This is a genomic window from Geodermatophilus pulveris (genome assembly GCF_900188375.1).
GTDB classification, from domain to species: Bacteria; Actinomycetota; Actinomycetes; order Mycobacteriales; family Geodermatophilaceae; genus Geodermatophilus; species Geodermatophilus pulveris.
Window position 1 is genome coordinate 43,022 of sequence record NZ_FZOO01000001.1, and the last position, 23,510, is coordinate 66,531.

Annotated in this window: 26 protein-coding genes; 16 read left to right on the forward strand and 10 right to left on the reverse strand. The window is 77.0% G+C overall.

The features are described 5' to 3' along the window. Positions 1-156 precede the first annotated feature (156 nt). Both CHB98_RS00225 and CHB98_RS00230 read left to right on the forward strand, forming a co-directional pair. Positions 157-990 carry a sulfurtransferase gene (locus CHB98_RS00225; protein ID WP_089303618.1) on the forward strand — a complete coding sequence of 278 codons (834 nt, stop codon included), beginning with the start codon at positions 157-159 and terminating at the stop codon, positions 988-990. 2 nt (positions 991-992) lie between these two features. Beyond that, entirely contained in the window at positions 993-1,286 is a 294-nt protein-coding gene (locus CHB98_RS00230) for a DUF1416 domain-containing protein (RefSeq protein ID WP_089303619.1), read from the forward strand. 81 nt (positions 1,287-1,367) lie between these two features. Here CHB98_RS00230 and CHB98_RS00235 read toward each other — a convergent pair whose 3' ends face one another. Then, positions 1,368-2,051 carry a TetR/AcrR family transcriptional regulator gene (locus tag CHB98_RS00235; protein ID WP_089303620.1) on the reverse strand — a complete coding sequence of 228 codons (684 nt, stop codon included), beginning with the start codon at positions 2,049-2,051 and terminating at the stop codon, positions 1,368-1,370. A 128-nt stretch (positions 2,052-2,179) separates the two neighbouring features. On the opposite strand from CHB98_RS00235, the gene CHB98_RS00240 reads away from it, so the two are divergent. Then, a complete protein-coding gene (locus CHB98_RS00240; RefSeq protein WP_089303621.1) occupies positions 2,180-3,109 on the forward strand; it encodes an NAD-dependent epimerase/dehydratase family protein in 930 nt (309 codons plus the stop codon). A 178-nt stretch (positions 3,110-3,287) separates the two neighbouring features. On the opposite strand, the gene CHB98_RS00245 is transcribed toward CHB98_RS00240, so the two are convergent. The 3 genes from CHB98_RS00245 to CHB98_RS00255 are packed head-to-tail and all read right to left on the reverse strand — an operon-like array spanning position 3,288 to position 5,838. After that, positions 3,288-4,625 (reverse strand): FtsX-like permease family protein, encoded by a 1,338-nt coding sequence (locus tag CHB98_RS00245; protein ID WP_089303622.1) that lies wholly within the window; start codon positions 4,623-4,625, stop codon positions 3,288-3,290. Beyond that, on the reverse strand, positions 4,622-5,296 hold the full coding sequence (locus tag CHB98_RS00250) for an ABC transporter ATP-binding protein (RefSeq protein WP_089303623.1): 675 nt from the start codon (positions 5,294-5,296) through the stop codon (positions 4,622-4,624). Before CHB98_RS00250 ends, CHB98_RS00245 begins: the two co-directional genes overlap by 4 nt. After that, positions 5,293-5,838: a PadR family transcriptional regulator gene (locus CHB98_RS00255; protein WP_245820831.1), complete on the reverse strand. Its 546-nt coding sequence runs from the start codon at positions 5,836-5,838 to the stop codon at positions 5,293-5,295. Before CHB98_RS00255 ends, CHB98_RS00250 begins: the two co-directional genes overlap by 4 nt. Positions 5,839-6,050: 212 nt before the next feature. Here CHB98_RS00255 and CHB98_RS00260 point away from each other — a divergent pair, with 212 nt between their 5' ends. Next, on the forward strand, positions 6,051-6,596 hold the full coding sequence (locus CHB98_RS00260; RefSeq protein ID WP_089303625.1) for a heme-binding beta-barrel domain-containing protein: 546 nt from the start codon (positions 6,051-6,053) through the stop codon (positions 6,594-6,596). Beyond that, the gene (locus tag CHB98_RS00265; protein ID WP_089303626.1) at positions 6,593-8,281 is read left to right on the forward strand and encodes a DUF885 domain-containing protein; all 1,689 of its coding nucleotides are present in this window, start codon (positions 6,593-6,595) and stop codon (positions 8,279-8,281) included. The genes CHB98_RS00260 and CHB98_RS00265 overlap by 4 nt, the downstream gene beginning before the upstream one ends. A gap of 3 nt (positions 8,282-8,284) precedes the next feature. Here the strand turns inward: CHB98_RS00265 and CHB98_RS00270 are convergent, their stop codons facing one another. Both CHB98_RS00270 and nhaA read right to left on the reverse strand, forming a co-directional pair. Beyond that, complete coding sequence (locus CHB98_RS00270; protein ID WP_089303627.1) at positions 8,285-8,968, reverse strand: hypothetical protein; 684 nt, start codon at positions 8,966-8,968, stop codon at positions 8,285-8,287. A 320-nt stretch (positions 8,969-9,288) separates the two neighbouring features. Further along, the gene (gene nhaA, locus CHB98_RS00275) at positions 9,289-10,674 is read right to left on the reverse strand and encodes a Na+/H+ antiporter NhaA (protein WP_089303628.1); all 1,386 of its coding nucleotides are present in this window, start codon (positions 10,672-10,674) and stop codon (positions 9,289-9,291) included. A gap of 168 nt (positions 10,675-10,842) precedes the next feature. Between nhaA and murD the strand changes: the two genes are divergently transcribed. The 10 genes from murD to CHB98_RS00320 all read left to right on the forward strand — a co-directional run bounded on the left by murD (position 10,843) and on the right by CHB98_RS00320 (position 19,267). Continuing rightward, positions 10,843-12,171: a UDP-N-acetylmuramoyl-L-alanine--D-glutamate ligase gene (murD, locus tag CHB98_RS00280; RefSeq protein WP_179224054.1), complete on the forward strand. Its 1,329-nt coding sequence runs from the start codon at positions 10,843-10,845 to the stop codon at positions 12,169-12,171. Continuing rightward, the gene (locus CHB98_RS21285) at positions 12,164-13,483 is read left to right on the forward strand and encodes a MurL-like N-terminal domain-containing (RefSeq protein ID WP_179224056.1); all 1,320 of its coding nucleotides are present in this window, start codon (positions 12,164-12,166) and stop codon (positions 13,481-13,483) included. Before murD ends, CHB98_RS21285 begins: the two co-directional genes overlap by 8 nt. Beyond that, positions 13,480-14,367: a glutamate cyclase domain-containing protein gene (locus tag CHB98_RS00285; protein ID WP_179224058.1), complete on the forward strand. Its 888-nt coding sequence runs from the start codon at positions 13,480-13,482 to the stop codon at positions 14,365-14,367. Before CHB98_RS21285 ends, CHB98_RS00285 begins: the two co-directional genes overlap by 4 nt. A 9-nt stretch (positions 14,368-14,376) precedes the next feature. Continuing rightward, a complete protein-coding gene (locus tag CHB98_RS00290) occupies positions 14,377-14,841 on the forward strand; it encodes a Fur family transcriptional regulator (protein ID WP_089303631.1) in 465 nt (154 codons plus the stop codon). After that, the gene (ygfZ, locus tag CHB98_RS00295) at positions 14,841-15,947 is read left to right on the forward strand and encodes a CAF17-like 4Fe-4S cluster assembly/insertion protein YgfZ (protein ID WP_089303632.1); all 1,107 of its coding nucleotides are present in this window, start codon (positions 14,841-14,843) and stop codon (positions 15,945-15,947) included. The genes CHB98_RS00290 and ygfZ overlap by 1 nt, the downstream gene beginning before the upstream one ends. Further along, complete coding sequence (locus tag CHB98_RS00300) at positions 15,944-16,522, forward strand: RsiG family protein (RefSeq protein ID WP_089303633.1); 579 nt, start codon at positions 15,944-15,946, stop codon at positions 16,520-16,522. The genes ygfZ and CHB98_RS00300 overlap by 4 nt, the downstream gene beginning before the upstream one ends. Before the next feature lie 14 nt (positions 16,523-16,536). Continuing rightward, a complete protein-coding gene (locus tag CHB98_RS00305; RefSeq protein ID WP_245820832.1) occupies positions 16,537-17,502 on the forward strand; it encodes an asparaginase in 966 nt (321 codons plus the stop codon). A 75-nt stretch (positions 17,503-17,577) separates the two neighbouring features. Beyond that, positions 17,578-18,075, forward strand: a complete 498-nt coding sequence (locus tag CHB98_RS00310; protein WP_089303634.1) for a helix-turn-helix domain-containing protein — start codon at positions 17,578-17,580, stop codon at positions 18,073-18,075. Beyond that, a complete protein-coding gene (locus CHB98_RS21290) occupies positions 18,072-18,833 on the forward strand; it encodes a hypothetical protein (RefSeq protein ID WP_089303635.1) in 762 nt (253 codons plus the stop codon). Before CHB98_RS00310 ends, CHB98_RS21290 begins: the two co-directional genes overlap by 4 nt. Before the next feature lie 146 nt (positions 18,834-18,979). Continuing rightward, entirely contained in the window at positions 18,980-19,267 is a 288-nt protein-coding gene (locus CHB98_RS00320) for a DUF2516 family protein (protein WP_089304169.1), read from the forward strand. A gap of 13 nt (positions 19,268-19,280) precedes the next feature. On the opposite strand, the gene CHB98_RS00325 is transcribed toward CHB98_RS00320, so the two are convergent. From CHB98_RS00325 to CHB98_RS00335, 3 genes are all read right to left on the reverse strand, one after another. Next, a complete protein-coding gene (locus CHB98_RS00325) occupies positions 19,281-19,484 on the reverse strand; it encodes a PspC domain-containing protein (protein WP_089303636.1) in 204 nt (67 codons plus the stop codon). A gap of 42 nt (positions 19,485-19,526) precedes the next feature. Next, positions 19,527-20,390: a spermidine synthase gene (locus CHB98_RS00330; RefSeq protein ID WP_089303637.1), complete on the reverse strand. Its 864-nt coding sequence runs from the start codon at positions 20,388-20,390 to the stop codon at positions 19,527-19,529. 118 nt (positions 20,391-20,508) lie between these two features. After that, complete coding sequence (locus CHB98_RS00335) at positions 20,509-21,366, reverse strand: class I SAM-dependent methyltransferase (protein ID WP_089303638.1); 858 nt, start codon at positions 21,364-21,366, stop codon at positions 20,509-20,511. 34 nt (positions 21,367-21,400) lie between these two features. Between CHB98_RS00335 and CHB98_RS00340 the strand changes: the two genes are divergently transcribed. Then, entirely contained in the window at positions 21,401-22,450 is a 1,050-nt protein-coding gene (locus CHB98_RS00340) for a UDP-N-acetylmuramate dehydrogenase (protein ID WP_089303639.1), read from the forward strand. Positions 22,451-22,697: 247 nt separating this feature from the next. Here CHB98_RS00340 and CHB98_RS00345 read toward each other — a convergent pair whose 3' ends face one another. Next, the gene (locus CHB98_RS00345) at positions 22,698-23,483 is read right to left on the reverse strand and encodes an SDR family oxidoreductase (RefSeq protein WP_089303640.1); all 786 of its coding nucleotides are present in this window, start codon (positions 23,481-23,483) and stop codon (positions 22,698-22,700) included. Positions 23,484-23,510: the final 27 nt, after the last annotated feature.

Sequence of the window (23,510 nt, forward strand, 5' to 3'; positions counted from 1 at the left end):
CGCCCGTCCCACGCCCCGGCCACCGTCCGGGAGCCCCCGCCGCCTCCGTGCCGCCGGCCGCGCCACCCCGCACGCCGCGCCGCACCCCGGTGCGCCGCACCCCCTGACCCGCACGCGCACGACCACCACCCCCACCGACCACGGGAGGAACACCCCATGAGCCGCAACGACGTGCTCGTCTCCGCCGACTGGGCGCAGGAGCACCTCGGCGCCCCCGGCACCGTCTTCGTCGAGGTCGACGAGGACACCAGCGCCTACGACAAGGGCCACCTCGAGGGCGCCGTCAAGCTGGACTGGAAGACCGACCTGCAGGACCCGCTGCGCCGCGACTTCGTCGACCGCGAGCAGTTCGAGCAGCTGATGAGCGCCAAGGGCATCGCCAACGACGACACCGTCGTCCTCTACGGCGGCAACAACAACTGGTTCGCCGCCTACGCGTACTGGTACTTCAAGCTCTACGGCCACGCCGCCGTCAAGCTGCTCGACGGCGGCCGCAAGAAGTGGGAGCTGGACAGCCGCCCGCTGTCCACCGACGTCGTCGAGCGGCCCGGGACGCAGTACCGCGCGGCCGAGCCCGACACCTCCATCCGCGCCTTCCGCGACGAGGTCGTCGCCGCGATCGGCCAGCAGAACCTGGTCGACGTCCGCTCGCCCGACGAGTTCGCCGGCAAGCTGGTCGCCCCCGCCCACCTGCCGCAGGAGGGCGCGCAGCGCCCCGGCCACATCCCCAGCGCGGTCAACGTCCCGTGGAGCAAGGCGGCCAACGAGGACGGCACCTTCAAGAGCGACGACGAGCTGCGCACGCTGTACGAGGACGCCGGCCTGGACACCGGCAAGGACACCATCGCCTACTGCCGGATCGGCGAGCGCTCCAGCCACACCTGGTTCGTGCTGCGCGAGCTGCTCGGCCACCCCAACGTGAAGAACTACGACGGCTCGTGGACCGAGTACGGCTCGCTGGTCGGCGTCCCGATCGAGAAGGGGGCCTGACCGTGTGCGGCGCCCCGAAGCAGGGCGGCGCGCTCAAGGGCGTCGACCTGGACACCCAGACGGTGATCCAGGGGCAGGTCTGGCACGACGGTGCCCCGGTCGCCGGGGCCTACGTGCGCCTGCTCGACGGCACCGACGAGTTCACCGCCGAGGTGGTCACCAGCCCGGAGGGCGAGTTCCGCTTCTTCGCCGCCCCGGGCACCTGGAAGATCCGTTCGCTGGCCCCGGTCGGCCGCGGTGAGCGGGTCCTCGGCGCCGACGTCGGCCTGAACGAGACGACCGTCGTCATCCCCTGAGGCCCCGTCCTCACTCGGTGCAGCGCCCGCCCTCGCAGCCGCCGGGGCGGGCGCTGTCGCGTCCGCACCCCGGACCGCAGGTCAGAGCCCGACGAGCGTGGCCAGCTCGCCCATCGCCCGGTCGAACCAGCGGTCGGTGGCCTGCACCGAGCCGACGAACTGGCCGAACAGCTCGAAGCTGACCGCCCCGAAGACCGAGCTCCAGGCCAGCAGGGCGCGCACCCGGACGGCGTCGTCCAGGGCAGGGTGCTCCCCGCCGAGGACCTCCGCCGTGGCGTCGCTGACCAGCTCGGGGTCCCGCCGGCCCCCCGCCGCCGCCGGGAGCACGCCGCTGCGGGCAGCGTCACCCAGGATGCGGCCGAGCACGACGCCGACCCGCGCGGCGGCGGGCACCGTGTCCCGCGGGGCCGCGTAGCCGGGCACCGGTGAGCCGTACAGCAGCGCGTACTCGTGCGGGTGCGCCAGGGCCCAGGCGCGGACCGCGCGGCAGACGGCCACCCAGCGCTCCCGCGGCGGGGCGGCGGGGTCGTCGGCGTCCTCCGCGGCGGCGCCCACGGCGTCGTACCCGTCGATGATCAGGCGGGTGAGCAGCTCGTCGCGGCTGGCGAAGTAGCGGTAGACGGCGGAGGAGGCCAGGCCCACCTCCCGCGCGACGGCGCGCAGCGACAGCCCCGCCGCGCCCACCTCGGCCAGCTGCCGGCGCGCCGCCGCGGTGATCTCCGCGGTCAGCTCGGCGCGGACGCGGTCGCGGACGGTGGTCGGCACCTGCCCGATGGTGCCCGACGTGAGCGGTGCACACAAGAGAGAGCACTGCTCTTGACACCACCGACTTCCCCTGCGAGCGTCGTTCACCACCGAGAGCACTGCTCTCGGCCCGACGTCCAGGAGGAGACATGGCACTGCACGTGATCGTCGGCAAGGGCCCGGTCGGGACGGCGACCGCCGACCTGCTCGCGCACCGGGGGCACCACGTGCGGGTGCTGTCGCGCAGCGGCGGGACGTCGACCGACGCGGTCGAGCACCGGCAGGTGGACGCCGCCGACGCGGACGCCCTGGCCGCCGCGGCCGGTGGCGCCGACGTCGTCTACAACGCGGTCAACCCGCCCTACCACCGCTGGGCGACCGACTGGCCGCCGGTCGCCGCCGCGCTGCTCACCGCCGCCGAGCGGACCGGTGCGGTGCTGGTCACCATGGGCAACCTGTACGGCTACGGGGCGCCGGCCGGCCCGATGGGCCCGGAGACGCCGCTGGCCGCGACCGACGTCAAGGGGCGGGTCCGCGCCGCGATGTGGCGCGACGCGCTGGCCGCCCACGAGGCCGGCCGGGTGCGGGTGACCGAGGCCCGGGCCGCGGACTTCGTCGGCCCCCAGGTGCCGGCCGCGCAGTCGCACCTGGTCCGCCAGCTGGACACGCTGCACCGCGGCCGGCGGGCGTGGGTGGTGGGCGACCCGGACGTCCCCCGCAGCTGGGCCTACCTGCCCGACGTCGCGGCCACGCTGGTCACCCTGGGGGCCGACGAGCGCGCCCTCGGCCGCGCCTGGCACGTGCCCAGCGCACCCCCGCGCTCCCAGCGCCGGGCCCTCACCGACCTCGCCGCGGCCCTCGGCGCGCCCCCGCCGCGGGTCCGCGGCATCCCGTGGCCGGTGCTGCGCGGGCTCGGGCTCGCCGCCCCGCGGATGCGCGAGATCGTCGACGTCCGGCACCAGTTCGACCGGCCCTACGTCACCGACGCGTCGGCCACGACGGCCATCTTCGGGCTGCGCGCCACCCCCTGGGACGAGGTGGTGGCCGCCACCGCGCGGGCGGTGCCGGCGGCCGCCTGAGGGAGGACCTCGCTCCCCGGCGGGACCTGGGGCACGCGCGGCCGGCCTCGGCCCTGCCTCGTCACCGGGGCCGGGCGCCGGGGTGGGAGCTGCCGGCGTTCCCGGGCCTCGTCGGCGAGCTGTCGCGCGGCGACGACCGTGGCGGGCTCCTCGTCGGCCGGGGCGGGCCGGGTGTCGGTCACGCGACCCGGAGCGAGGACGGGTCGGCGGCGAGCCTCGTCCTCGGCCGCAGCGCCCGGACCACCCCGCGGCAGGCCGCCCACACCAGCAGCACCGCCACTCCCAGCACCCCGAGGGTGGCCAGGACGAGCGGGCCGGGCCCTTCCAGCGATGCTGGGTAGACGGCGGTGCCCAGCAGCACACCGGCGGCCACCGGCGTCACGGTGACCACCTGGAGGCGGCGCCGTTGCACCTGCTCGAGCACGGCCGGGGGCGCTCCGAGCGCGGCGGTCGAGGCCAGCGCTCGACGCGTGGTCGCCAGGTCGTCGGCCGCGGCGAGGGTCATCGCCGCGATCGCCACGAGCACGGCGAGCACCGCGGCGGTGGCGGCGAGGGCCACGCCCGGGACGTAGACGGTGGCGTCCCCGTACGCGTCGCCCAGCAGGGCGGTGGCGAACTGCGTCGCGATGCCCAGCGCGATCCCGGCGACGAACACCGAGCCCGCGGTCCGTCCGCCCGCCCCGCTCAGCCCGCGCAACCCGGCAGCGGTCAGGACGTCCACCGCCCGGCCGCTGCGCGCCAGCCGCCAGGCCCGCCAGCGGACCCACGCGGAGCCGGCGGTCAGCACGGCGACCAGGAAGAGGAGCAGTCCACCCCCGAGCAGGGCGACCGAGGTGGCGCGTCCGACCTCCCGGGTCTGCAGCGCGGCCGCGATCGCGACGACCGCGAGCACCAGCCCGGCCAGCCGCCACCACAGGCGGACGCGGCGCCGGCGCCGCGCGCGGGTCGACAGCGCACCGGCAGCGGCCGCGACCAGCCCGGCGAGCACCGCGACGACCGGCCAGCTCACCACGTCGCGCGGATCCAGGGGAGGCAGCAGCCGGGCGGACGGCGGGACGGCCGCACCCAGCACGAGCCACAGCGCGACGTAGAGCGGACCGGCGAGCAGTCCGCCGACGAGCCCCAGGACGCCGGCATCCGCCGCGGCGAGCCGGCGCAGGTCGGCCGGCGTGGCGCCGACCAGGCGCAGGGCGTGCAGCACCGTCGTCCGTCGCGCGCTGCCGGTCGTGAGGGCCTGCCAGGCCAGCGCCAGGGCCGGCACCACGAGCAACCCCAGCCCGGTGAGCACGCCGGGTTGCAGCCCGGCCTCGGTCACCAGTGGCGAGAGACGGAGGTCCGGGGCCACGGGGCGCGCGTCGGGCCCCGTGGCCCACGACACCGTGGGGACGCGCAGGACGGCGAGCCCGGCGAGGGTCAGTGCGCCCGCGACGGCGGTGCCGGCGGCGACCAGCCGGCCGCGCGTGCGCGAGGCGGCCGACCGCGGCCGGGCGAGCAGCCAGACGGTCGCCGTCCTCACGAGAGCGCCACCTCGTGCACGACGGACCCCGCGCGCAGCCGGACCTCGCGATCGGCCCGCGCGGCGACCGCGTTGTCGTGGCTGACCAGCACGACGGAGCCGCCGGCCGCCGTCGTGCTGGTGACCAGGAGGTCCAGCAGCTGCCGGCCGGTCGCGGTGTCCAGGCTCGCGGTGGGCTCGTCGGCGAGCACGAGGAGCGGGCCGGTCACCAGCGCCCGGGCGGCGGCGGCCAGCTGCGCCTGCCCGCCGGACAGCTCGCTGGGCAGCGTCGTGGGCGGCACGTCCAGGCCGACCCGGTCGAGCCACCCGGCGGCGGCGGCCCGGGCCTCGCGGGGCGCGTGACCCTCCAGCAGCAGGGGGAGCGCGACGTTGTCCAGCACCGGGAGGTCGGGCACGAGCTGACCGAACTGCAGGACGATGCCCACCGAGCGCCGGCGGATCCTCGCCCGTGCCGCCTCGTCGGCGCCGGCGAGGTCGGTGCCGGTCAGCACGACCCGGCCGCTCTGCGCGCGCAGCACCCCGGCGGCGAGCAGGAGCAGGGTGGACTTCCCGCACCCGCTGGGGCCGGTCACCGCGACGACCTCGCCGGGCGCGACGGTCAGCGAGACGTCCCGCAGCGCCTGGGTCCGCCCGTAGGCGTGGCTGACCCCGGACAGCTCGACCGTGCTCATGGGTTGTTCCTCTCGGTGGCGGTGCGGAGGGGCTGCTGCTGGCCGGACGACGGCAGCAGCTCGGTGGCCAGCTCGAGCCAGCGCAGGTCGGCGTCGAGGTGGGCGATGACGTGTTCCCGGACGAGCTGCTCGGCAGCACCCGCACCCGGCGGGTTCCGCTGCAGCTCACGCATGCGGCGCAGGTGGCTGGCCCGCTGGCGGCTGACGAAGCCCCGGACGTCGATGCCCGTGTGCAGCGCGGCGATGGTCTTGCGCACGATCTCGTCGGCGCCGGACCCGGCGGCGGCAGCCGGCTCGGCCAGCCACGCCCGCAGGCGCCGCTCACCCTCCTCGGTCAGCGCGTAGACCGTCCGCTCGGGACCGCCGTCGGTGCGGGTCTCCACCACCTGGGCCAGGCCGTCGCGCTGCAGCCGGGCCAGCGTCGCGTACACCTGGCCGAACGCCAGCGGACGGCTGTCGGGGAACCACGCGTCGTGCTCGTGCTTGATGTCGTAGCCGTGTCTCGGCGCACCGGCGAGCAGCGCCAGGTGGAGCTCGGTCATCGACACGGGAGCTGTCTACACCATGAGTACACATGAAGTGAATAGTCGGCGGCGCGACCCGCCGGACAGGGCCGTTCCCGCACCTCGTGTGGCGGTGCCTACGGTGGGGGCATGGTCTCCGCCTGGGTCCTCGTCGTCCTGACCTCGCTCGGGGCGCTCGGCTGCGGGTACGGCGCCGTCCGGCTCGCGCGCCGTCCGCGGGACACCCGCCGGTGACCGGCGACACCGAGCTGCCGGTCCCCGACACCGTCGACGTCCGCTCCGGCCCGGAGGTCTCCGAGGAGTTGCTCGCCGTCCTCCCGCTGCTCGGCGAGTGGCACGGTGAGGGCGTCATGACCAGCGCGGTCGCCGGGTCCGCCGGAGACGTCCGCTTCGGGCAGTGGACCCGCTTCAGCCACGACGGCCGCGGCTTCCTGGCCTACGAGTCGCGCACCTGGCGGCTCACCGAGGACGGCCGGCCGGCCGGGCCCGCGGTCCGGGAGAGCGGATTCTGGCGGCCCCGTGGCGGGGACGACGTCGAGCTGCTGGTGACCAGCCCCGACGGGCTCGTCGAGCTCTACGTCGGCCGGGCCCGGACGACGACCAGCTGGGAGCTGACCAGCGACGTCCTCGCCCGCACGCCGGACGCCCCGGAGGTGTCCCGCGCCGTGCGGCTCTACGGCATCGTCGAGGGTGCGCTCATGTACGCCATCGACCGCGCCGACGCCGACGGGCCGCTGCGGCCCACGATGTCCGCCCGCCTGGAGAGGATCCGATGAGCACCCCGAGACAGGTCGCCGACCGGTACGTCGACGCCGTCTGCGACCTCGACCCGATCGTGGCCACCTCGCTGGGCACCCGCCCCGGCGACGACCGGCTGCCCGACCTCGGCCCGGCCGGGCTGGAGGCCGAGGCGCAGCTGGCCCGCGACACCCTCGCCGAGCTCGACCGCACCCTGGCCGCCGACCCGGCGCTGGACGGCGACCCCGTGGAGCGGCGCTGCGCCCGGCTGCTGCGCGAGCGCCTGGGCGCCGAGCTGGCCGCCCACGACGCCGGGGAGGGGCTGCGGGCGGTGTCCAACCTGGCCAGCCCGGTGCACTCGGTCCGCCAGGTCTTCCTGCTCATGCCGACGGCCTCGGACGACGACTGGGCGGTGGTGGCCCGCCGGATGGCGCGGGTGCCCGAGTCATACCGCGGGTTCACCGCGTCGCTGGCCGAGGGCGCCCGGCGCGGGCTGTTCGCCGCGCCGCGGCAGGTCGTCACCGTGGTGGGACAGCTGGACGAGTGGCTGGCCGGGCCGTACTTCGCCGGGCTCGCCGCCGTCGGCCCGGACGCCCTGCGCGGCGAGCTGGACGCCGCCGCGCGCGCCGCCGATGCCGCGGTCGCCGAGGTCCGCGACTTCCTGCGCGACGTCTACCTGCCGCAGGCCGACGGGACGCCGGACGCCGTCGGCCGCGACCGGTACGCGGTGGCCGCCCGCCGCTGGACCGGGTCGGACCTGGGCGCCGGGGACGGGCTGGAGGAGGCCTACGCCTGGGGCTGGGCCGAGCACCGGCGGATCCTGGCCGAGCAGCGGGCCGAGGCCGGGCGCGTGCTCGCGGGCGCGACGCCGATGGAGGCGATGCGCTGGCTGGACGTGCACGGTCCCGCCGTCGAGGGCGTCGAGGCCGTGCGCGAGCGGCTGCAGACGATGATGGACGACGCGATCGCCGCGCTGGACGGCACGCACTTCGACCTCGCCGAGCCGGTGCGCCGGGTCGAGGCGAGGATCGCCCCGCCGGGCAGCGCGGCCGCGCCGTACTACACCCGGCCCGCCCAGGACTTCTCCCGCCCGGGCCGCACCTGGCTGCCCACGCTCGGCCGCACCCGCTTCCCGCTGTGGGACCTCACCTCGACCTGGTACCACGAGGGCGTCCCGGGCCACCACCTGCAGCTGGCCCAGTGGGCGTACGTCTCCGGGCAGCTGTCGACCTACCAGACCTCGCTGGGCTCGGTCGGCGCGAACGTCGAGGGCTGGGCGCTGTACGCCGAGCGGCTCATGGACGAGCTGGGCTTCCTCACCGACCCCGGCGACCGGCTCGGGTACCTCGACGCCCAGCAGATGCGCGCGGTGCGGGTGGTCGTCGACATCGGCATGCACCTGCGGCTGCCCGTCCCGGACGACGCCGACGGCGCGCTGGCCGGGCACCGCGGGGAGCCCTGGACGCCGGAGCTGGCGCGCGCCTTCTTCGGGGAGAACTGCGGCCGCGACGCCGCCTTCCTGGACAGCGAGCTGGTGCGCTACCTGGGCTGGCCGGGGCAGGCGATCAGCTACAAGCTCGGCGAGCGGGCGTGGCTCGCCGGCCGGGACGCCGCGCGCCGGGCCCGGGGGGACGCCTTCGACGCCAAGGCGTGGCACATGGCGGCGCTGTCGCAGGGCTCGCTGGGCCTCGACGACCTCGCCGCGGAGCTCGCCGTCCTCTAGCCGTCAGAAGCGGGTCGGTTCGGGGTTGACCCGGTCGGCGTCGAAGCCGACCGGGTCGTCGGGGGCGGCCGGGTGCGCCTCCAGCGGCGAGGCGAGGACGGCGTCGACGGCACCGGCCGGCCCGCCCACGTAGCTGCTCATCAGCCGCGGGTCGGTGGCGACGAACCAGGCGCGGTCGGCCGGCCACCACACCGCCGCGCTCTGCTCCCGCGGCTCGGGGGCGAAGTTGGCCGCGGCCAGCGTGACCGGGCCGCGGCGCAGCAGCAGGTCGCAGCCGGGCAGGCGCAGGTGCGGGCGGCCGCCTGGCGCGTCCTCGCACCAGCCGAACCAGCACTCGTGCGGCGTGGTCGTCCACCCGGCGAGCAGCGCGGCCAGCGCGGCCGCGACGTGCGCGGCGAGGTGGCCCTCGGCGGGGCTGTCGTTCCACACGCCGGGCTGGTCCTCCTCGGCGACGTGCTCCCACGAACCGGTCAGCGCCGGCCACTGCACCAGCGGGTGGGCGGCGGTGCCGTTGTGGGCCGCGACCTCGTCCCACCGGACGTCGACGTCGTCGTCCCCGGCGTAGCGCACGGCGGGGTGCAGCACCCGCGCGTAGGCGGCGAACACCGGCGGGACGAGGGAGGCGACGGTGCGGTCCCGCCGGAGGGCGGCCGCGACCCAGGCGCCGGGGGCCTCGCCGGTGGACACCGCGGGCCTCCCCGGGGAACGGACAACCCCCGGGCTGTTCCACGGCGACCGGCCTGGCGGGGCCAGGGGCTGCGCGTGGGCCGACTGGACAAGTGTCGGCGGCCCGGGGGTCGGGTGACTGTCCGGTTCTCGCTCGCCGCCGTGCGACGGACGGGCGGTCGAGCCGACGTCCGGATTCCACTCCGGACGGGCGGCCCATCTGGACGGCGGCTAGCGGACAGCCACCTCACGAGTCCGATGAGAATTCAATTGTTCGGACCACCTCCTCTCTCGTGTGCCCCGACGGTACGTCGCCTCGGAGGGGTCGGCAACGCCGTTGTTCAGCTCTCGGCGGAAGGGCCGGCGGTGCGCCCGGGAGGGGGTGCGCCCTCCCAGCCGGGCCGGTGCTCGGCACGGTCGTCGACCGTCTCGCGCTGGTAGACGTCCGGGATGCCGTCGTGGTCGAAGTCGGCCCGCTCGTCGGCGTAGATCCGCTTGTACCGGCGGTTGCGCAGCCGCAGCACCACGGTGGCCAGCAGCGCGGCGAGCAGGGTGCCGGTCAGGATGCCGACCTTGGCGTGCTCGTAGGTCTCGGTGCCCATGCCGAAGGCCAGCTCGGTGATCAGCAGCGAGACGGTGAACCCGATGCCGCCGAGCAGTGACAGGCCGAGCACGTCCGGCCAGCCGAGCTCGCTGTCCAGCTCGGCGCGGGTGAACCGGGACACCAGCCAGGTGGCCCCGGTGATGCCGACGGCCTTGCCCAGCACCAGCCCGGCGGTGATGCCGACGGCGACGCTGTCGGTGACCGACTCGACCAGGCCCGACACGCCCCCCACCGCGACGCCGGCGGAGAAGAACGCGAACACCGGCACCGCGACGCCGGCCGAGAGGGGTCGGATGCGGTGCTCGAAGTGCTCGGCCAGGCCCGGGCCGGCGTCCGGGCCGCCGGCCGCCTCGCTGCGCACCACCGGCACGGTGAAGGCCAGCAGCACGCCGGCGACGGTGGCGTGCACCCCGGACTCGTGCACGAGCACCCAGGTGGCCGCGGCCAGGGGCAGCAGCAGCCACCAGGAGCGGATGCGCTTCTGCACCAGCAGCCCGAACAGCGCCAGCGGGACGAGCGCCAGCAGCAGCGGGCCGACGGCCAGCTCGGCGGTGTAGAAGACCGCGATCACCATGATCGCCAGCAGGTCGTCGACCACGGCGAGGGTGAGCAGGAAGGTGCGCAGCGCGGCCGGCAGGTGCGTGCTGATCACGGCCAGGACGGCGAGGGCGAAGGCGATGTCGGTGGCGGCGGGGATGGCCCAGCCGCGCAGCGCGCCGTCGTCCCGGCCCAGGTTGAACAGGACGAACAGCAGCGCGGGCACGGCCATCCCGCCGACGGCCGCGGCGATCGGCAGCGCCGCCCGGCGGGGGTCGCGCAGGTCGCCGGCGACGAACTCGCGCTTGAGCTCCAGCCCGGCGACGAAGAAGAAGACGGCCAGCAGCCCGTCGGCCGCCCAGGTGCCGAGGCTGAGGTCCAGGTGCAGGGAGGCCGGACCCACCACGGTGTCCCGCAGGCCCTCGTAGGCCCCGCCCCACGGGGAGTTCGCCCACACCAGCGCGACGGTCGCCGCGACCAGCAGCAGCGCGCCGCCGACGGTCTCCCGGCGCAGGACGTCGGTGACGCGCCTGGTCTCTGCCCAGGAGCCCCGGCTGAAGAGCCGGGTGGTGGAGGTGGACGGCATGGGGGCGGCTCCGGAGGTGGGGTCGGTGGATCGACTGCCGACCAGACTTCCCGGCGCACCTGAGCGTGACCCTACCGGCGACGGGCCGCACGCGCCGTCCGGTGGCCCCCCGCTCCGTAGAGTGGGCGCCGTGACCCCCCGTTGCGCGCGGCCGCGCCGACCCCGCCGGTGAGGCTCGCCGAGCTGGCCGGGCGCCGGGTCGGCGTCTGGGGTCACGGGCGGGAGGGCCGAGCCGCCGTGCGCGCGGCGCTGACCGCCGGGGCGGCCGGGGTCGTCGTCGTCGACGCCGTCCCGCCCACGGACCTGCCGATCGGCGTGCGGGCCGGCACGGACGTCGCCGGGCTGGCCGGCTGCGACGTGGTGGTGCGCTCGCCGGGCATCAGCCCCTACCGGGAGGACGCCCGGGCCCTGGCCGCCCGGACCACCCTGACCTCCGGCACGGGCATCGCCCTGGCCGAGTTCGCCGCGCGGGGCGTGCCCACGCTGTGCGTCACCGGCACCAAGGGCAAGAGCACGACCAGCGCGCTGGCCGCCGTCGTGCTGCGCGCGGCCGGCCGCCCGGCGGTGCACGCGGGCAACATCGGCACCCCGCTGCTCGACGTCCTCCTCGACGACGCCGTGGCGGGAGGGACGTCGCTCGTCGTCGAGGTGTCCAGCTACCAGGCCGCCGCGGTCGAGGGCTGGTCCGGGTGGGGGGCGATCACCTCGCTGTCCCCCGAGCACCTGGACTGGCACGGCGACGTGGCCACCTACTACCGCGACAAGCTGCACGTGTTCGCCGGCTGCGGCCCCGGGTCGGTGGTCGTCTCCCCGCAGGCCCGCCCGGTCGCGGAGACCCACCTGGACCCGGCGGTGCTGGCCGACCCGGCCGACGTCGTCCGCCCGGAGCAGGCCGCCGGCTTCCGGCCCGAGGGGCTCGCGGGCGTGCACAACGTCGCCAACGTGCACGTCGCGCTGGCCGCCTGCGTGCGCATGGGCGTGGACCTCGACCGGCACGCCGACGCCGTCCGCGCCGCGGTCGCCGGCTTCCGGGCGCTGCCGCACCGGCTGTGCCCGGTGGCCACCCGGGACGGCGTCACCTTCGTCGACGACACGCTGAGCACCACCCCGGTGTCGGTGCGCGCGGCCATCGACGCCTTCGCCGGGCAGCAGGTGACCCTGATCGCCGGCGGGCAGGACCGCGGGCTGGACCACGCCGAGCTGGCCGGCGCGGTCGTCGCCCGCGCCGGCACCGTCCGGGTGCTCACCGTCCCGGACACCGGCGCCCGGTTCGCCGCCGACCTCCGCGCCGCCGCGGCCGCCGCCGGCGTGGACCCCCCGGTCACCGAGACCGGCTCCCTGGCCGAGGCCGTCGCCGAGGCGCTGCGGACGGCCCGCCCGGGCGGCCTGGTGCTGCTCTCGCCGGGCGCGCCCAGCTACAACCGCTTCCGCAACTACGAGGAGTTGGCACGGACCTATGAGCAGATCCTCCTCGACGCCGGGGCGACCCGTGTCTGACGCGTTCGTCGTCGCCGGCCGCTCCGTCGACCCCGCGACCGGCGAGGCGGCCTTCACCTTCCGGCTGGCCGGCGACGAGTTCACCGAGCGGCTCACCCTCGACCCGGCGCTGCTGGCCGGCGCCGACCCGGCCCGCCTGGACGCCGCCCTGGACCTCGTGCACCTGGTGATGGGCACCAGCTACTACAAGCTGCGGGCCCCGGGCCGGGTCGTCGTGCAGCGGCCGGTGAGCAAGGCGCAGGCCGCCGTCGCCGAGGCCGCCTACACGCACGGGCTCGGCGAGTTCGCCGCGGTGAACCGGTTGCCGGTGCCGCACGAGGTGGCCTTCGACGTCGAGCTGCGCGACGAGCTCCCCGCGGCCGGCGGGGTCGGGGACGGCGGCGCGCTGCTCCCGGTGGGTGGTGGCAAGGACTCCGCCCTGGCGCTGGTCGTGGTCACGCCGGCCACCGCGCTGGCGGTCAACCCGACCGACGCGCAGCGCGACGTCGCCCGCGCCGCCGGGGTGCCGCTGATCGGCGTCCGCCGCCGGCTGGACCCGCTGCTCGGCGAGCGCACCCGCGCCGGCGGGCTGAACGGGCACGTGCCGATCACCGCGATCAACTCCGCGATCTCCACGCTGGTCGCCGTCCTCGGCGGCTTCGACCCGGTGGTCTTCGCCAACGAGCGGTCGGCCGACGAGGAGACGCTGACGATCAACGGGGCGCGGGTGAACCACCAGTACTCGAAGTCCCACGAGTTCGAGCGGGTGTTCGCCGCGGCCGCGGCCGAGGTGGGCGTGGGTTACTTCAGCCTGACCCGGCAGCTGTCGGAGCTGGCCACGGTGGCCGCGGTGGCGGCGCTGCCCGGCCTGCGCGGCGAGATCCTCAGCTGCAACCGGTCCTACACCCAGGCGCACATGGGCGGGGAGGCCACCCAGCGGTGGTGCCTGCGCTGCGACAAGTGCCTGTTCACCTTCCTCTGCTTCGCGGTCTTCCTGACCCCGGACGAGGCGGTCGGCATGTTCGGCGGCGACCCGCTGGCCGACCCCGCCCTCGCCGACGGCTTCCGCCGGCTGTGGGCCACCGAGAAGCCGTTCGACTGCGTGGGGGAGCGGGCCGAGAGCGCCGCGGCGATGGCCCACCTGGCGGGCAGCGCCGCGTGGGGCGGGCACGCCGTCGTCCGCGCGCTGGGGGCCGAGGCCGCCTCCAACGCCCGAGTCACCGGCGCCACCGTCGAGGGCTTCCTGGCCCCGCGCGGGGAGCACTCGGTGCCCGACCGGTACCTCGCGGCGCTGCAGCGGGTGCTCGCGGAGGCGCGCCCGCCGGTGCGGTGAGCGGCCCGCTCGGGGCCCTCGAGCGGGCGCTGCTGCGCCGCGGCGCCCGCGACGTGACCGGGCTGGCGGCCGCCGTCCCGGGGCAGTTCGCCCGGCTGGCCGAGGAGCTGGCCGCTGCCGGGCGGGCCGGCACCCGGGTCGGCCTGGTGACCGGCGTGCACATCGCCTGGGCGCCGGCCCCGGCGGCCGAGACCGACGGCCCGGTCGGCACCGCCGTGCTGGCCGCCGCGCTCGCCCGGGTCGGCGCGCAGCCGGTGGTGCTCACCGACGAGCCGTGCGCGCAGGTCACCGCCGCCTGCCTGGCGGCGCTCGGCGGCCGGCCGCCCGAGGTGCTGCCGGTGTCCGCCGGCGAGGAGGAGGTGGCCGCCCGCGTCGCGGCGCTGGGGCTGACGCACCTGGTGGCCGTCGAGCGGCTCGGCCCGAACGCCGCCGGGCGGGTGCTCACCATGCGCGGGTTCGACGTCACCGGCAGCACCGCGCCGCTGCACGCGGCCTTCACCCTGCCCGGCCTGGTGACCGGGGCGGTCGGCGACGGGGGCAACGAGATCGGCATGGGCAACGTGCCGGCCGGCGTGGTCGCCGCGTCGGTCGCGCACGGCGACCGGATCGCCTGCCGGGTGCCGGTGGACGCCCTCGTGGTCGCCGGCACCTCCAACTGGGGCTGCGCCGGGCTGGTCGCCGCGCTCGCCCGGCTGGTCCCGGCGCGGCGGGACGCGCTCGCCGCGCTGCTGGACCCGGCGGTCGACGCGCGGGCGCTCGCCGCCGCCACCGCGGCCGGCGCGATCGACGGCGTCACCGGGCGCCCGGGGCCCAGCGTGGACGGCGTCCCGGTGGCCGGGTACGCCGACCTGCTCGACGGACTCGCCGCGCTGGCCCGGGCATAGGCTCGGCGGGTGCCCACCCCGCACCCGCCGCACGACGCCGCACCGCTGGCCGAGCGGCTGCGCGCCCAGGGGCTGCGGCTGACCAGCCAGCGGCAGCGGGTGCTGGCCGCCGTCGCCGGCCTCGAGCACGCCACCCCCGAGGCCATCGCCACCCGGCTGCGCGAGGAGGCCGGTCCCGACGGCGCCGCTCCGGACACCTCGACGGTCTACCGGACCCTGGAGCTGCTGGAGCGGCTCGGCCTGGTCTGGCACACCCACCTGGGCAAGGGCGCGCCGGTCTACCACGCCGCCGAGCACCCCCACCTGCACGTCGTCTGCGCCGGCTGCGGGGCGATCTCCTCGGTCGACCCGGCACTGCTCGACTCCGCCGCGGAACGTCTGGCGGCCGAGCTGGGTTTCTCCCTGGACGTGGGGCACGTCGCGCTGTCGGGCACGTGCCGCGCCTGCCGCGACCGAGTCGGAACGGAGCCCTGATGTCCACCCCGAGCCCCCTGCTGTCGCGCCCCGGCGCCGTCGCCGTCGAGGGCGGCTCCGTCCCGGCGCACTACGGCAGCCCGCTGCGCGAGCAGCGCGAGCTCGCCGAGGGTGCCGCGCTGGTCGACCGCGGCGACCGCGACGTGCTCGCCGTCCCGGGTGCCGACCGGCTGACCTGGCTGCACAGCCTGCTCACCCAGCACCTGGAGCGGCTCGGCGACGGCACCGGGACGGAGGCCCTCGGGCTGTCGCCGAACGGGCACGTCGAGCACCACCTGGTCCTCGCCGAGCTGGCCGGCACCACGTGGGTCGACGTGGAGCCCGGCACCGGCGCCGTCCTGCACGGCTACCTGGAGCGGATGCGGTTCATGCTCCGCGTCGAGCCGGCGCTGGTCACCGGCTCCTGGGCGCTGCTCACCCTGGCCGGCCCCCGGGCGGACGCCGTGCTGGCCGCCGCCGGCCTGCCGGTGCCCGCGGCGCCGTACGCCGTGCTGCCGCTGGACGGCGGCGGCTGGGTGCGCCGGATGCCGCCGATCGGCGACGGCGCCCCCGCCGTCGACCTGCTCGTGCCCCGCGCCGAGCTGGCCGACCGCACCGACGCGCTGGTCGCCGCCGGTGCGTCCCCCGCCGGGGCGGACGCCTACGAGGCGCTGCGGGTCGAGGCCCGCCGCCCCCGCCTGGGCGTCGACACCGACCACCGCACCATCCCCAACGAGACGCCCTGGCTGACCGGCGCCGTGCACCTGGCCAAGGGCTGCTACCGGGGCCAGGAGACCGTCGCCCGCGTGCACAACCTCGGCCGCCCGCCCCGGCGGCTGGTGCTGCTGCACCTCGACGGGCTGGCCGAGCAGCTGCCCGAGGCCGGGACGCCGGTGCTGGCCGGCACCCGCACGGTGGGCCGGGTGGGCACCGTCGTCCGCCACCACGAGCTCGGCGTCGTGGCCCTCGCGCTGGTCAAGCAGTCCGTCCCGATGGACGCCGAGCTGACCGTGGCCGGTGCCCGCGCCGCGATCGACCCCGACGACGCCCCCGCCGCGCTGGACGACACCGTCGCCGCGGCGCGGGAACGGGTCCAGGCCGTGCGGTCTGGGACCATGCCCCGGTGAGCGCCCGCACCCCCGGAACGCCCGAACCGACCCGCGCCGGCGGCGCCGCCGTCGACGCGCTGCTCGACCCCGGCTTCCTCGAGGCCGCGGTGGCCCGGCCGATGGCCGACGTCCGGCGGCTGCGCCGCCAGGCCGAGCAGGAGGAGGTCAACCTCTCCTACACGCGGCGGCTGCTGCAGGGCCGGCTGGACATCGTCCGCCGCGAGCTGCAGCGCCGGGCCGAGCACGACGGCCGCTCGCTGGTCGACCTGCTGCCGGAGATCCTCGCCGAGAAGGGCCGCGGCCCCGCCCACGGCCTGGGCCGCCACCAGACGGTGCAGCCGGCCGCGCCCGAGGAGTACGAGACCTGGGTGACATCGCTGACCCGCGGCGTGGACCTCTCCGACGTGCCCGAGCTGTCCGACGCCGACCTGGAGCAGGCCGCCCGGGCGCTGGCCGCCGCCGAGGGGTCGCTGTCCGAGCGCCGCCGGGGCGTGCAGCAGGTGATGGACGGCCTGGCGGCCGAGCTGGGCCGCCGCTACCGCAACGGCGAGGCCGACGTCGCCGCCCTGCTCGCCGACGAGGGCCGACACTGAGCGAGGACCGCACCGTGCCGTGGCCGGAGACGCCGGTGCTCGTCGAGGTGAGGCGCTCGGGGTTCCTGGAGTCGGTGCACCGCGGGTCGCTGGCCGTCGTCGGCCCCGACGGCTCGGTGCTGCACGCCGTGGGCGACGTCGAGCGGCCGGTGCTCCCGCGGTCGGCGAACAAGCCGGTGCAGGCCACCGCGCTGCTGGCCGCCGGCTGGCGGCCGCGCTCCGGCGAGGAGCTGGCCATCGGCGCCGGCTCGCACAGCGGCGAGGACGGGCACCGCGAGCTGGTCGCCGGCATGCTCGCCGCGGCGGGGCTCTCGCCCGACGACCTCGGCTGCCCGCCGGCGCTGCCCTCCGACGAGCCCACCCGCGCCGCCTGGCTGGCCGCCGGCCGCACTCCCGAGCGGCTGGCCATGAACTGCTCGGGCAAGCACGCCGCGATGCTGTCGGCCTGCGTCGCCGCCGGCTGGCCGACGCGGGGCTACCTGGACCCCGCGCACCCGCTGCAGCAGGCCGTCGAGGCCCGGCTCGGCGAGGCGGCCGGCGCGCCGGTGGCCGCGGTCGTCGTCGACGGGTGCGGCGCCCCGCAGCACGGTCTGCCGCTGACCGGGCTGGCCCGCGGGGTCGCCTCCCTCGTGGAGGCCGCGGCCGGCACGCCGGCCCGGGCGGTGGCCGACGCCGTGCGCGCGCACCCCTGGTACGTGGCGGGCACCGGCCGCGACGACACCGAGCTGATGGGCGCCGTCGCCGGGCTGCTGGTCAAGGGCGGCGCCGACGGCGTGCACGTCGCCGCGCTGCCCGGCCGCGGCGCCGTCGCGCTCAAGCTGGACGACGGCGGCGACCGCGGGCGCACGCCCGCGCTGTGCGCCGGGCTGCAGCTCCTCGGGGTGCCGGCCGGGGCGCTGGCGCCCTGGTCGACCACCCCGGTCAGCGGCGGGGACGGCGTGGTCGGCGAGGTGCGCCCGGCCGCGGTCCTCGCCGGGTGAGCCCCCGCCGGGTGTGAGGCGCTGCACACCCCGAGGCGCTTGCAACAGCTAGCACCCGCGCCTAGCGTCGGTAGCGTGCACACGCCCGGGGAGTTCGTCCGCGGGCAGGTGACGACCGTCCGCGAGAAGGTCGACCAGCTCGCGGGCACGGTCGCCGAGACGGTGGCCGCCGAGCGCTCCAAGGTGTCGGCGACCGGGACGCAGGTCGGCGACTTCATCCGCGAGCAGCGCAGCGCCGCCCGGGTCTCCCTGCGCGAGCTCGCCCGGCTGGCCGGCGTCAGCAACCCCTACCTCTCGCAGGTCGAGCGGGGGCTGCGCAAGCCGTCGGCGGAGATCCTGTCCGCGATCGCCAAGGGCCTGGAGATCTCGGCCGAGACGCTCTACGAGCAGGCCGGGATCCTCGACCGCCGCGACGGCCACCCGGACACCGTGGCCGCCATCCGCGCCGACCCCCTGCTGTCCGAGCGGCACCGCGCGGTGCTCCTCGAGCTGTACGAGACCTACGTCCGCGAGCACGCCGCTCGCCGCCCCACCGACCAGACCCCGTCGACCCCCACGGAGGGACCAGCATGAAGACCCCGTCCAAGGACGCGCTGAAGGGCTACGGCTCGACCGTCGCCGTCCAGAACAAGACCGTGCTCCTGGCCGCCGTCGGCGCCGGTGACCTGGCCGTCGAGCGCGCCCTCGCCGTGGCCGGCACGCTGCGCTCGCGCGCCGAGGCCCTGCCCGGCGAGGCCCAGGTGCAGCTCGACCTGGCCGCCAAGGAGGCCCGCACCCGCGCCGAGGAGGCCGCCGACCGCGCCCGCGACGCGGTCCGCACCGCCCGCACCTCCGCCCAGCAGGTCGCGACCGCCGTCCGTCCCGAGACGGTGGTCAGCACGGTGGCCGGCCTGGTGAGCACCGCCCGCACCCAGACGGTGGCCACCATCGAGACCCTCGCCGTCCGCGGTGCCGAGGTCGTCGAGGAGCTGCGCCGCCAGCCCGGCGTCCGCGCCGTCGTGGGCCGCGCCGAGCGCGCCGTCGACGCGGTCGAGGACGCCCTGGAGGACGTGCTCGAGGAGACCGCGGAGACCGTCGCGGAGACCTCCAGCGAGGTCACCTCGCTCGCCCAGAAGACCGCCGCCCGCGCGGAGAAGGCCATCGACCGGGCCGAGCAGGCCACCCACGAGGCCGCCGAGGAGGCGCGCTCGTCGATCGGCGAGGTCGCCCCGGAGCAGCCGGAGACCCCGGCGCGCAAGCGTGCGGCCGCGAAGAAGACCACCGCGGCCCGGACGTCGTCCGGCACCACGGCGCGGGTGACCCGTCCCCGCACCGCCAAGCGAACCGAGTAAGCACCCCCACCCCCAAGGTCCCAGGGCCCCGGAGCTGCGTGCAGCGCTCCGGGGCCCTGCCGCGTGCCACCCCGGTGCACCAGCACGCCCGGGGTGAGGGTCGGCGGGACACGGCTGCGGGCCGCCCGGCGGGTACCCTCCCGGGCATGGTGTTCCAGGGTCTCGTGTACGCGGTGCTCTTCTACGCGACCCTGGCCCTCACCACCTGGGCGCTGGTCGACGCCCTCATCCGGCCGGCCGCCGGGTACGTCGCGGCCGGCAAGCTGACCAAGCCCGGCTGGGCGGCGATCCTCGCCCTCGCGGTGCTGGTCATCTTCCTGACCCGGACGCCGCTGAGCCTCCTCGGCCTGCCGGCGGTCATCGCCGCGATCGTCTACCTCGTCGACGTCCGGCCCGCCGTCCGCGGGCTGAGCCGGGGCGGCAACAGCTGGTGAGCCGACGGGGCGCTCAGCCCCGGGCGTCGCTGGGGATCACGACCCACAGCAGCAGGTAGGCGACGAACTGCGGGCCGGGCAGGATGCAGGAGACGACGAAGGCCAGGCGCAGGCCGGTCCGTGACAGGCCGTAGCGCCGGGCCAGCCCGGCGCACACGCCGGCCACCACCTTGTGGCGCGAGTCGCGGCGCAGGGGCATCCGGGCAGGTGACGTCATGGCTCCGACACTACGACCGCCGGCCGTCCCCTGTCCGGGTCCTCAGCGGCTGAAGACGCCCTCCGGCGGCTCGGGTGAGGCGACCGCGTCGGCGTCGCGCACCGGGCGCGCCCGGCCGGCGAAGCGGTCCAGCTCGGCGCCCTCGACCACCCGCCCGGGCATGGGATCGCCGGCGCAGCGGCGGACCAGCGCGGCGACCGGCAGCGCGGCGTCCGAGGCTACCGCCACCAGGTTGCCGAACCGGCGGCCGCGCATCGTCCCCGGCTCGGCCAGCAGGCACACCACGGCGAAGACGGCGCGCAGCGTGGCGACCTGCCCACGGGCGAAGCGCAGCGGCGGGCCGTCGGCGACGTTGACGGCGTAGGTGCCGCCCGGCCGCAGCACCCGGTGCACCTCGCGGGCGTACTCGATGCTGGTCAGGTGCGCGGGCGTGCGGGCGCCGGCGAAGACGTCGCCGACCACCACGTCGGCGGAGGCGGCCGGCAGCGCGGCCAGCCCGGCGCGGGCGTCCGCGGCGCGCACCCGGACGCGCGCGTCGCGCGGCAGCGGCAGGTGGCTGCGCACCAGCTCGGTCAGCCGCTCGTCGACCTCGACCACCCGCTGCCGCGACCCCCGCCGGGTCGCCGCCACGTAGCGGGGGAGGGTCAGGGCCCCGCCGCCGAGGTGGACGACGTCCAGCGGCCGGCCCTCCTCGGCCGCGAGGTCGAGCACGTGGCCCATCCGGCGCACGTACTCGAACTCCAGGTGGGTCGGGTCGGTGAGGTCCACGTGGGACTGCGGTGTCCCGTCGACCAGGAGCACCCAGGAGCCGTCGCGGTCGGCGTCCCCGAGCAGCTCGGCGGTGCCGCCGGCGACCGCGGTGGGGCCGGGCGGCACGACCGGCGCCGCCGCCCGGCGCCGGTTCATCGGGCCCCCGGGGTCGACCGCACCCGCGCCATCGTGCCGGGCCGGCGAGATCGCCGATCGCGCACGGTCCCGGGGCCGGGAGCGCACGAGATCGCCGATCCCGCCGCGGGCACGGACATCAGACCGGGGCGACGGCCGACCAGCGCACGGTGACCTCCCCGTGCCGCCACCGCCGGCTGGACCCGACGAACGGCCAGCCCTGCGCGGCGAGGGACTCCACCGCGGCGACCCAGCGCTGCCGGGGGCCGAAGGTCGACAACCCGGCGGCGCCGGCCCAGCCGGCGTCGAGCGCGCGCAGGAACTCGTGCACCGGCTGGCCGGGGACGTTGCGGTGGATCAGCGCCTTGGGCAGCCGCTCGGCGAGGTCGGAGGGCCGGTCGAGGTCCGGCACCCGCGCCGACAGGGTCAGGGTCAGCGGGCCGTCGGCGTCCAGCGCCACCCAGGCCGAGCGCCGTCCCCACTCGTCGCAGGTGCCCTCCACCAGCAGCCCGCCGGGCCCGAGCGCGGCGCGCATCGTCTCCCAGGCCCGGGCCGCGGACTGCTCGTCGTACTGGCGCAGCACGTTGAACGCGCGCACCAGCACCGGGCGCAGGCCGGCCAGCTCGAAACCGCCGAGCCGGAAGTCCACCCGCGGCGGGTCGCGGTCGGCGGCCACGGCCGCCACCCGCTCGGGGTCGATCTCCAGGCCGACGACCTCCAGGCCGTGCACCTCCGCGCCGAGCCGGTCGGCCAGCTCCAGCGTGGTGACCGCCGAGGAGCCGTAGCCCAGGTCGACGACCAGCGGCCGGGCGGCGTCGCGCAGCCGGGGCACCTGGGTGGCCAGCAACCAGCGGTCGACCCGGCGCAGCCGGTTGGCGTTCGTGGTGCCGCGGGTGGGCAGGCCCAGGGCGCGGGCCCGGCCGGCGGCCAGCCGCGGGTGGGCCTTCCTCGGGAGGGTGGCCCGGCGCTTGTGGTCCCCGCCGCCTGCCTCGCTCACCGGGCCCCAGCCTAGTCCCGGTTAGCGTGGGGCCGTGCAGGTCCGACGCAACGCCCGGCTCGCCGAGCTGACGACCCTCGGCGTGGGCGGTCCGATCGACCGGCTGGTCGAGGTGGACGACGCCGAGGAGCTCCTCGCCGCGGTGCGGGAGGCCGACGCCGCCGCGCGGCCGCTGCTGCTCCTGGGCGGCGGGTCCAACCTGATCTGCCCGGACGACGGCTGGCCCGGGGACGTGGTCGTCGTCCGCAGCCGCGGGGTCGTGCGGGACGGCGGCCGGCTGGTCGTCCAGGCCGGCGAGCCGTGGGACGACCTGGTGGCGCACACCGTCGAGCAGGAGCTGGCCGGGGTGGAGGCCATGTCGGGCATCCCCGGGTCGACCGGCGCGACGCCGGTGCAGAACGTCGGCGCCTACGGCCAGGAGGTCGGCCAGGTGGTCGCCGCCGTCCGCGTCTGGGACCGGACGGAGGCCGCCGAGCGGCTCCTCACCGCCGCGGAGTGCGAGTTCGGCTACCGGGACAGCCGGCTCAAGCGCGAGCCGGGCCGCTACGTCGTCCTCACCGTGAGCTTCGACCTGGAGCCCGGCCCGCTGTCCCGGCCGGTCGGCTACGCCGAGCTGGCCCGCACCCTCGGCGTCGAGCTGGGGGAGCGGGCGCCGCTGGCCGACGTGCGCGCCGCGGTGCTGGAGCTGCGCCGCGGCAAGGGCATGGTGTGGGACCTCGCCGACCCGACCAGCCGCAGCGCCGGCTCCTTCTTCACCAACCCGGTCGTCCCGGCCGCGCAGGCCGTCGAGGGCTGCCCGAGCTGGCCGGCCGGCGACGGGCAGGTGAAGCTCAGCGCCGCCTGGCTGGTGCAGCACGCCGGGTTCGGCAAGGGCCGCCGCGAGGGGCGGGTCGGCACGTCGCCCCGGCACAGCCTGGCCCTGACCACCGAGCCGGGCGCCACCGCCGAGGAGCTGCTCGCCTACTCCGGGAAGATCATCGCCGCGGTGGAGGAGCGCTTCGGCGTGACCCTGGAACGGGAACCCACCACGATCACGTCGTCGCCCCACCGGGCGACACCGCGGCCAGGCATCGTCCGCTCCTGATGGCCGGTGGCGACCAGCCCGTCTGACCGGTCATCCCTGTGGATGACGGTGGCTGGATCGACGTCCTGCACGGTCCGCACGAGCTCGTCGCCGAACCGGGATACGACGACGAGGTGGTGGCGTGCACGCCGCATCGCCGTGGTGTTCCGCGCATCGCCGGCTCTGCAGCACCGGCGATCCACGAGGAGCGCCGGCAATGGGTACCCGGGGAGCGGGTCCCAGGGGTCGCCAGCGAGCGTCGGGGCCGCTACTCCTCGCGGTGCACCTTGTGCTGGGCGGCCTGGGCCCGAGGGCGGACGACGAGCAGGTCGACGTTGACGTGGTGCGGGCGGGTCAGCGCCCAGGCGATGCAGTCGGCGACGTCCTCGGCCACCAGCGGCGCGCGCACCCCGCGGTAGACCGCCTCGGCCCGGTCCCTGTCGCGCACCCGGTTGAGGGTGAACTCCTCGGTCCTCACCATCCCGGGGGCTATCTCCATGACCCGCACCGGCTGGTCGTACAGCTCCAGCCGCAGCGTCTCGGCCAGCGTGTGCACGCCGTGCTTGGAGGCGGTGTAGGAGGCCCCGCCCTCGTAGCTGATCAGGCCCGCCGTGGAGCCGACGAACAGCAGGTCGCCGGCGCCCGAGGCGACGATCCTCGGCAGCAGCGCCTTGGTCACCCGCACGGTGCCGAGCACGTTCACCTCGTAGGTGCGCGCCCAGGAGTCCAGGTCGGCCTCGGCCACCGGCTCGGCGTCGAAGGCGCCGCCGGCGTTGTTGACCAGCACGTCCACCCGGTCCAGGGCGCCGGTGAACGCGGCCACCGACTCCGGGTCGGTGACGTCCAGCGGCAGCGCGCGGGCACCGATGGTGGCGGCCAGCTCGGTCAGCCGGTCCATGCGCCGCGCGCCGAGGACGACGTCGAAGCCCTCGGCGGCCAGGCGCGTCGCGGTGGCCGCCCCGATGCCGCTGGAGGCGCCGGTGACGACGGCGGTGCGCCCCGCGCCGGGCAGGGCCCGGGGGGCGGATGCAGGATGGGGAGCGGGGCCGGGCATGAGACCCATCCTGGCGCTGTTGCAGGA

Excerpts from the sequence above, each read along its gene's own strand:
- CHB98_RS00225 (WP_089303618.1), top strand. The coding sequence starts at position 157 with ATGAGCCGCAACGACGTGCTCGTCTCCGCCGACTGGGCGCAGGAGCAC.
- CHB98_RS00240 (WP_089303621.1), top strand. The coding sequence starts at position 2,180 with ATGGCACTGCACGTGATCGTCGGCAAGGGCCCGGTCGGGACGGCGACC.
- CHB98_RS00250 (WP_089303623.1), bottom strand. The coding sequence starts at position 5,296 with ATGAGCACGGTCGAGCTGTCCGGGGTCAGCCACGCCTACGGGCGGACC.
- CHB98_RS00255 (WP_245820831.1), bottom strand. The coding sequence starts at position 5,838 with ATGACCGAGCTCCACCTGGCGCTGCTCGCCGGTGCGCCGAGACACGGC.
- CHB98_RS00265 (WP_089303626.1), top strand. The coding sequence starts at position 6,593 with ATGAGCACCCCGAGACAGGTCGCCGACCGGTACGTCGACGCCGTCTGC.
- nhaA (WP_089303628.1), bottom strand. The coding sequence starts at position 10,674 with ATGCCGTCCACCTCCACCACCCGGCTCTTCAGCCGGGGCTCCTGGGCA.
- ygfZ (WP_089303632.1), top strand. The coding sequence starts at position 14,841 with ATGTCCACCCCGAGCCCCCTGCTGTCGCGCCCCGGCGCCGTCGCCGTC.
- CHB98_RS21290 (WP_089303635.1), top strand. The coding sequence starts at position 18,072 with ATGAAGACCCCGTCCAAGGACGCGCTGAAGGGCTACGGCTCGACCGTC.
- CHB98_RS00320 (WP_089304169.1), top strand. The coding sequence starts at position 18,980 with ATGGTGTTCCAGGGTCTCGTGTACGCGGTGCTCTTCTACGCGACCCTG.
- CHB98_RS00325 (WP_089303636.1), bottom strand. The coding sequence starts at position 19,484 with ATGACGTCACCTGCCCGGATGCCCCTGCGCCGCGACTCGCGCCACAAG.
- CHB98_RS00330 (WP_089303637.1), bottom strand. The coding sequence starts at position 20,390 with ATGAACCGGCGCCGGGCGGCGGCGCCGGTCGTGCCGCCCGGCCCCACC.
- CHB98_RS00345 (WP_089303640.1), bottom strand. The coding sequence starts at position 23,483 with ATGCCCGGCCCCGCTCCCCATCCTGCATCCGCCCCCCGGGCCCTGCCC.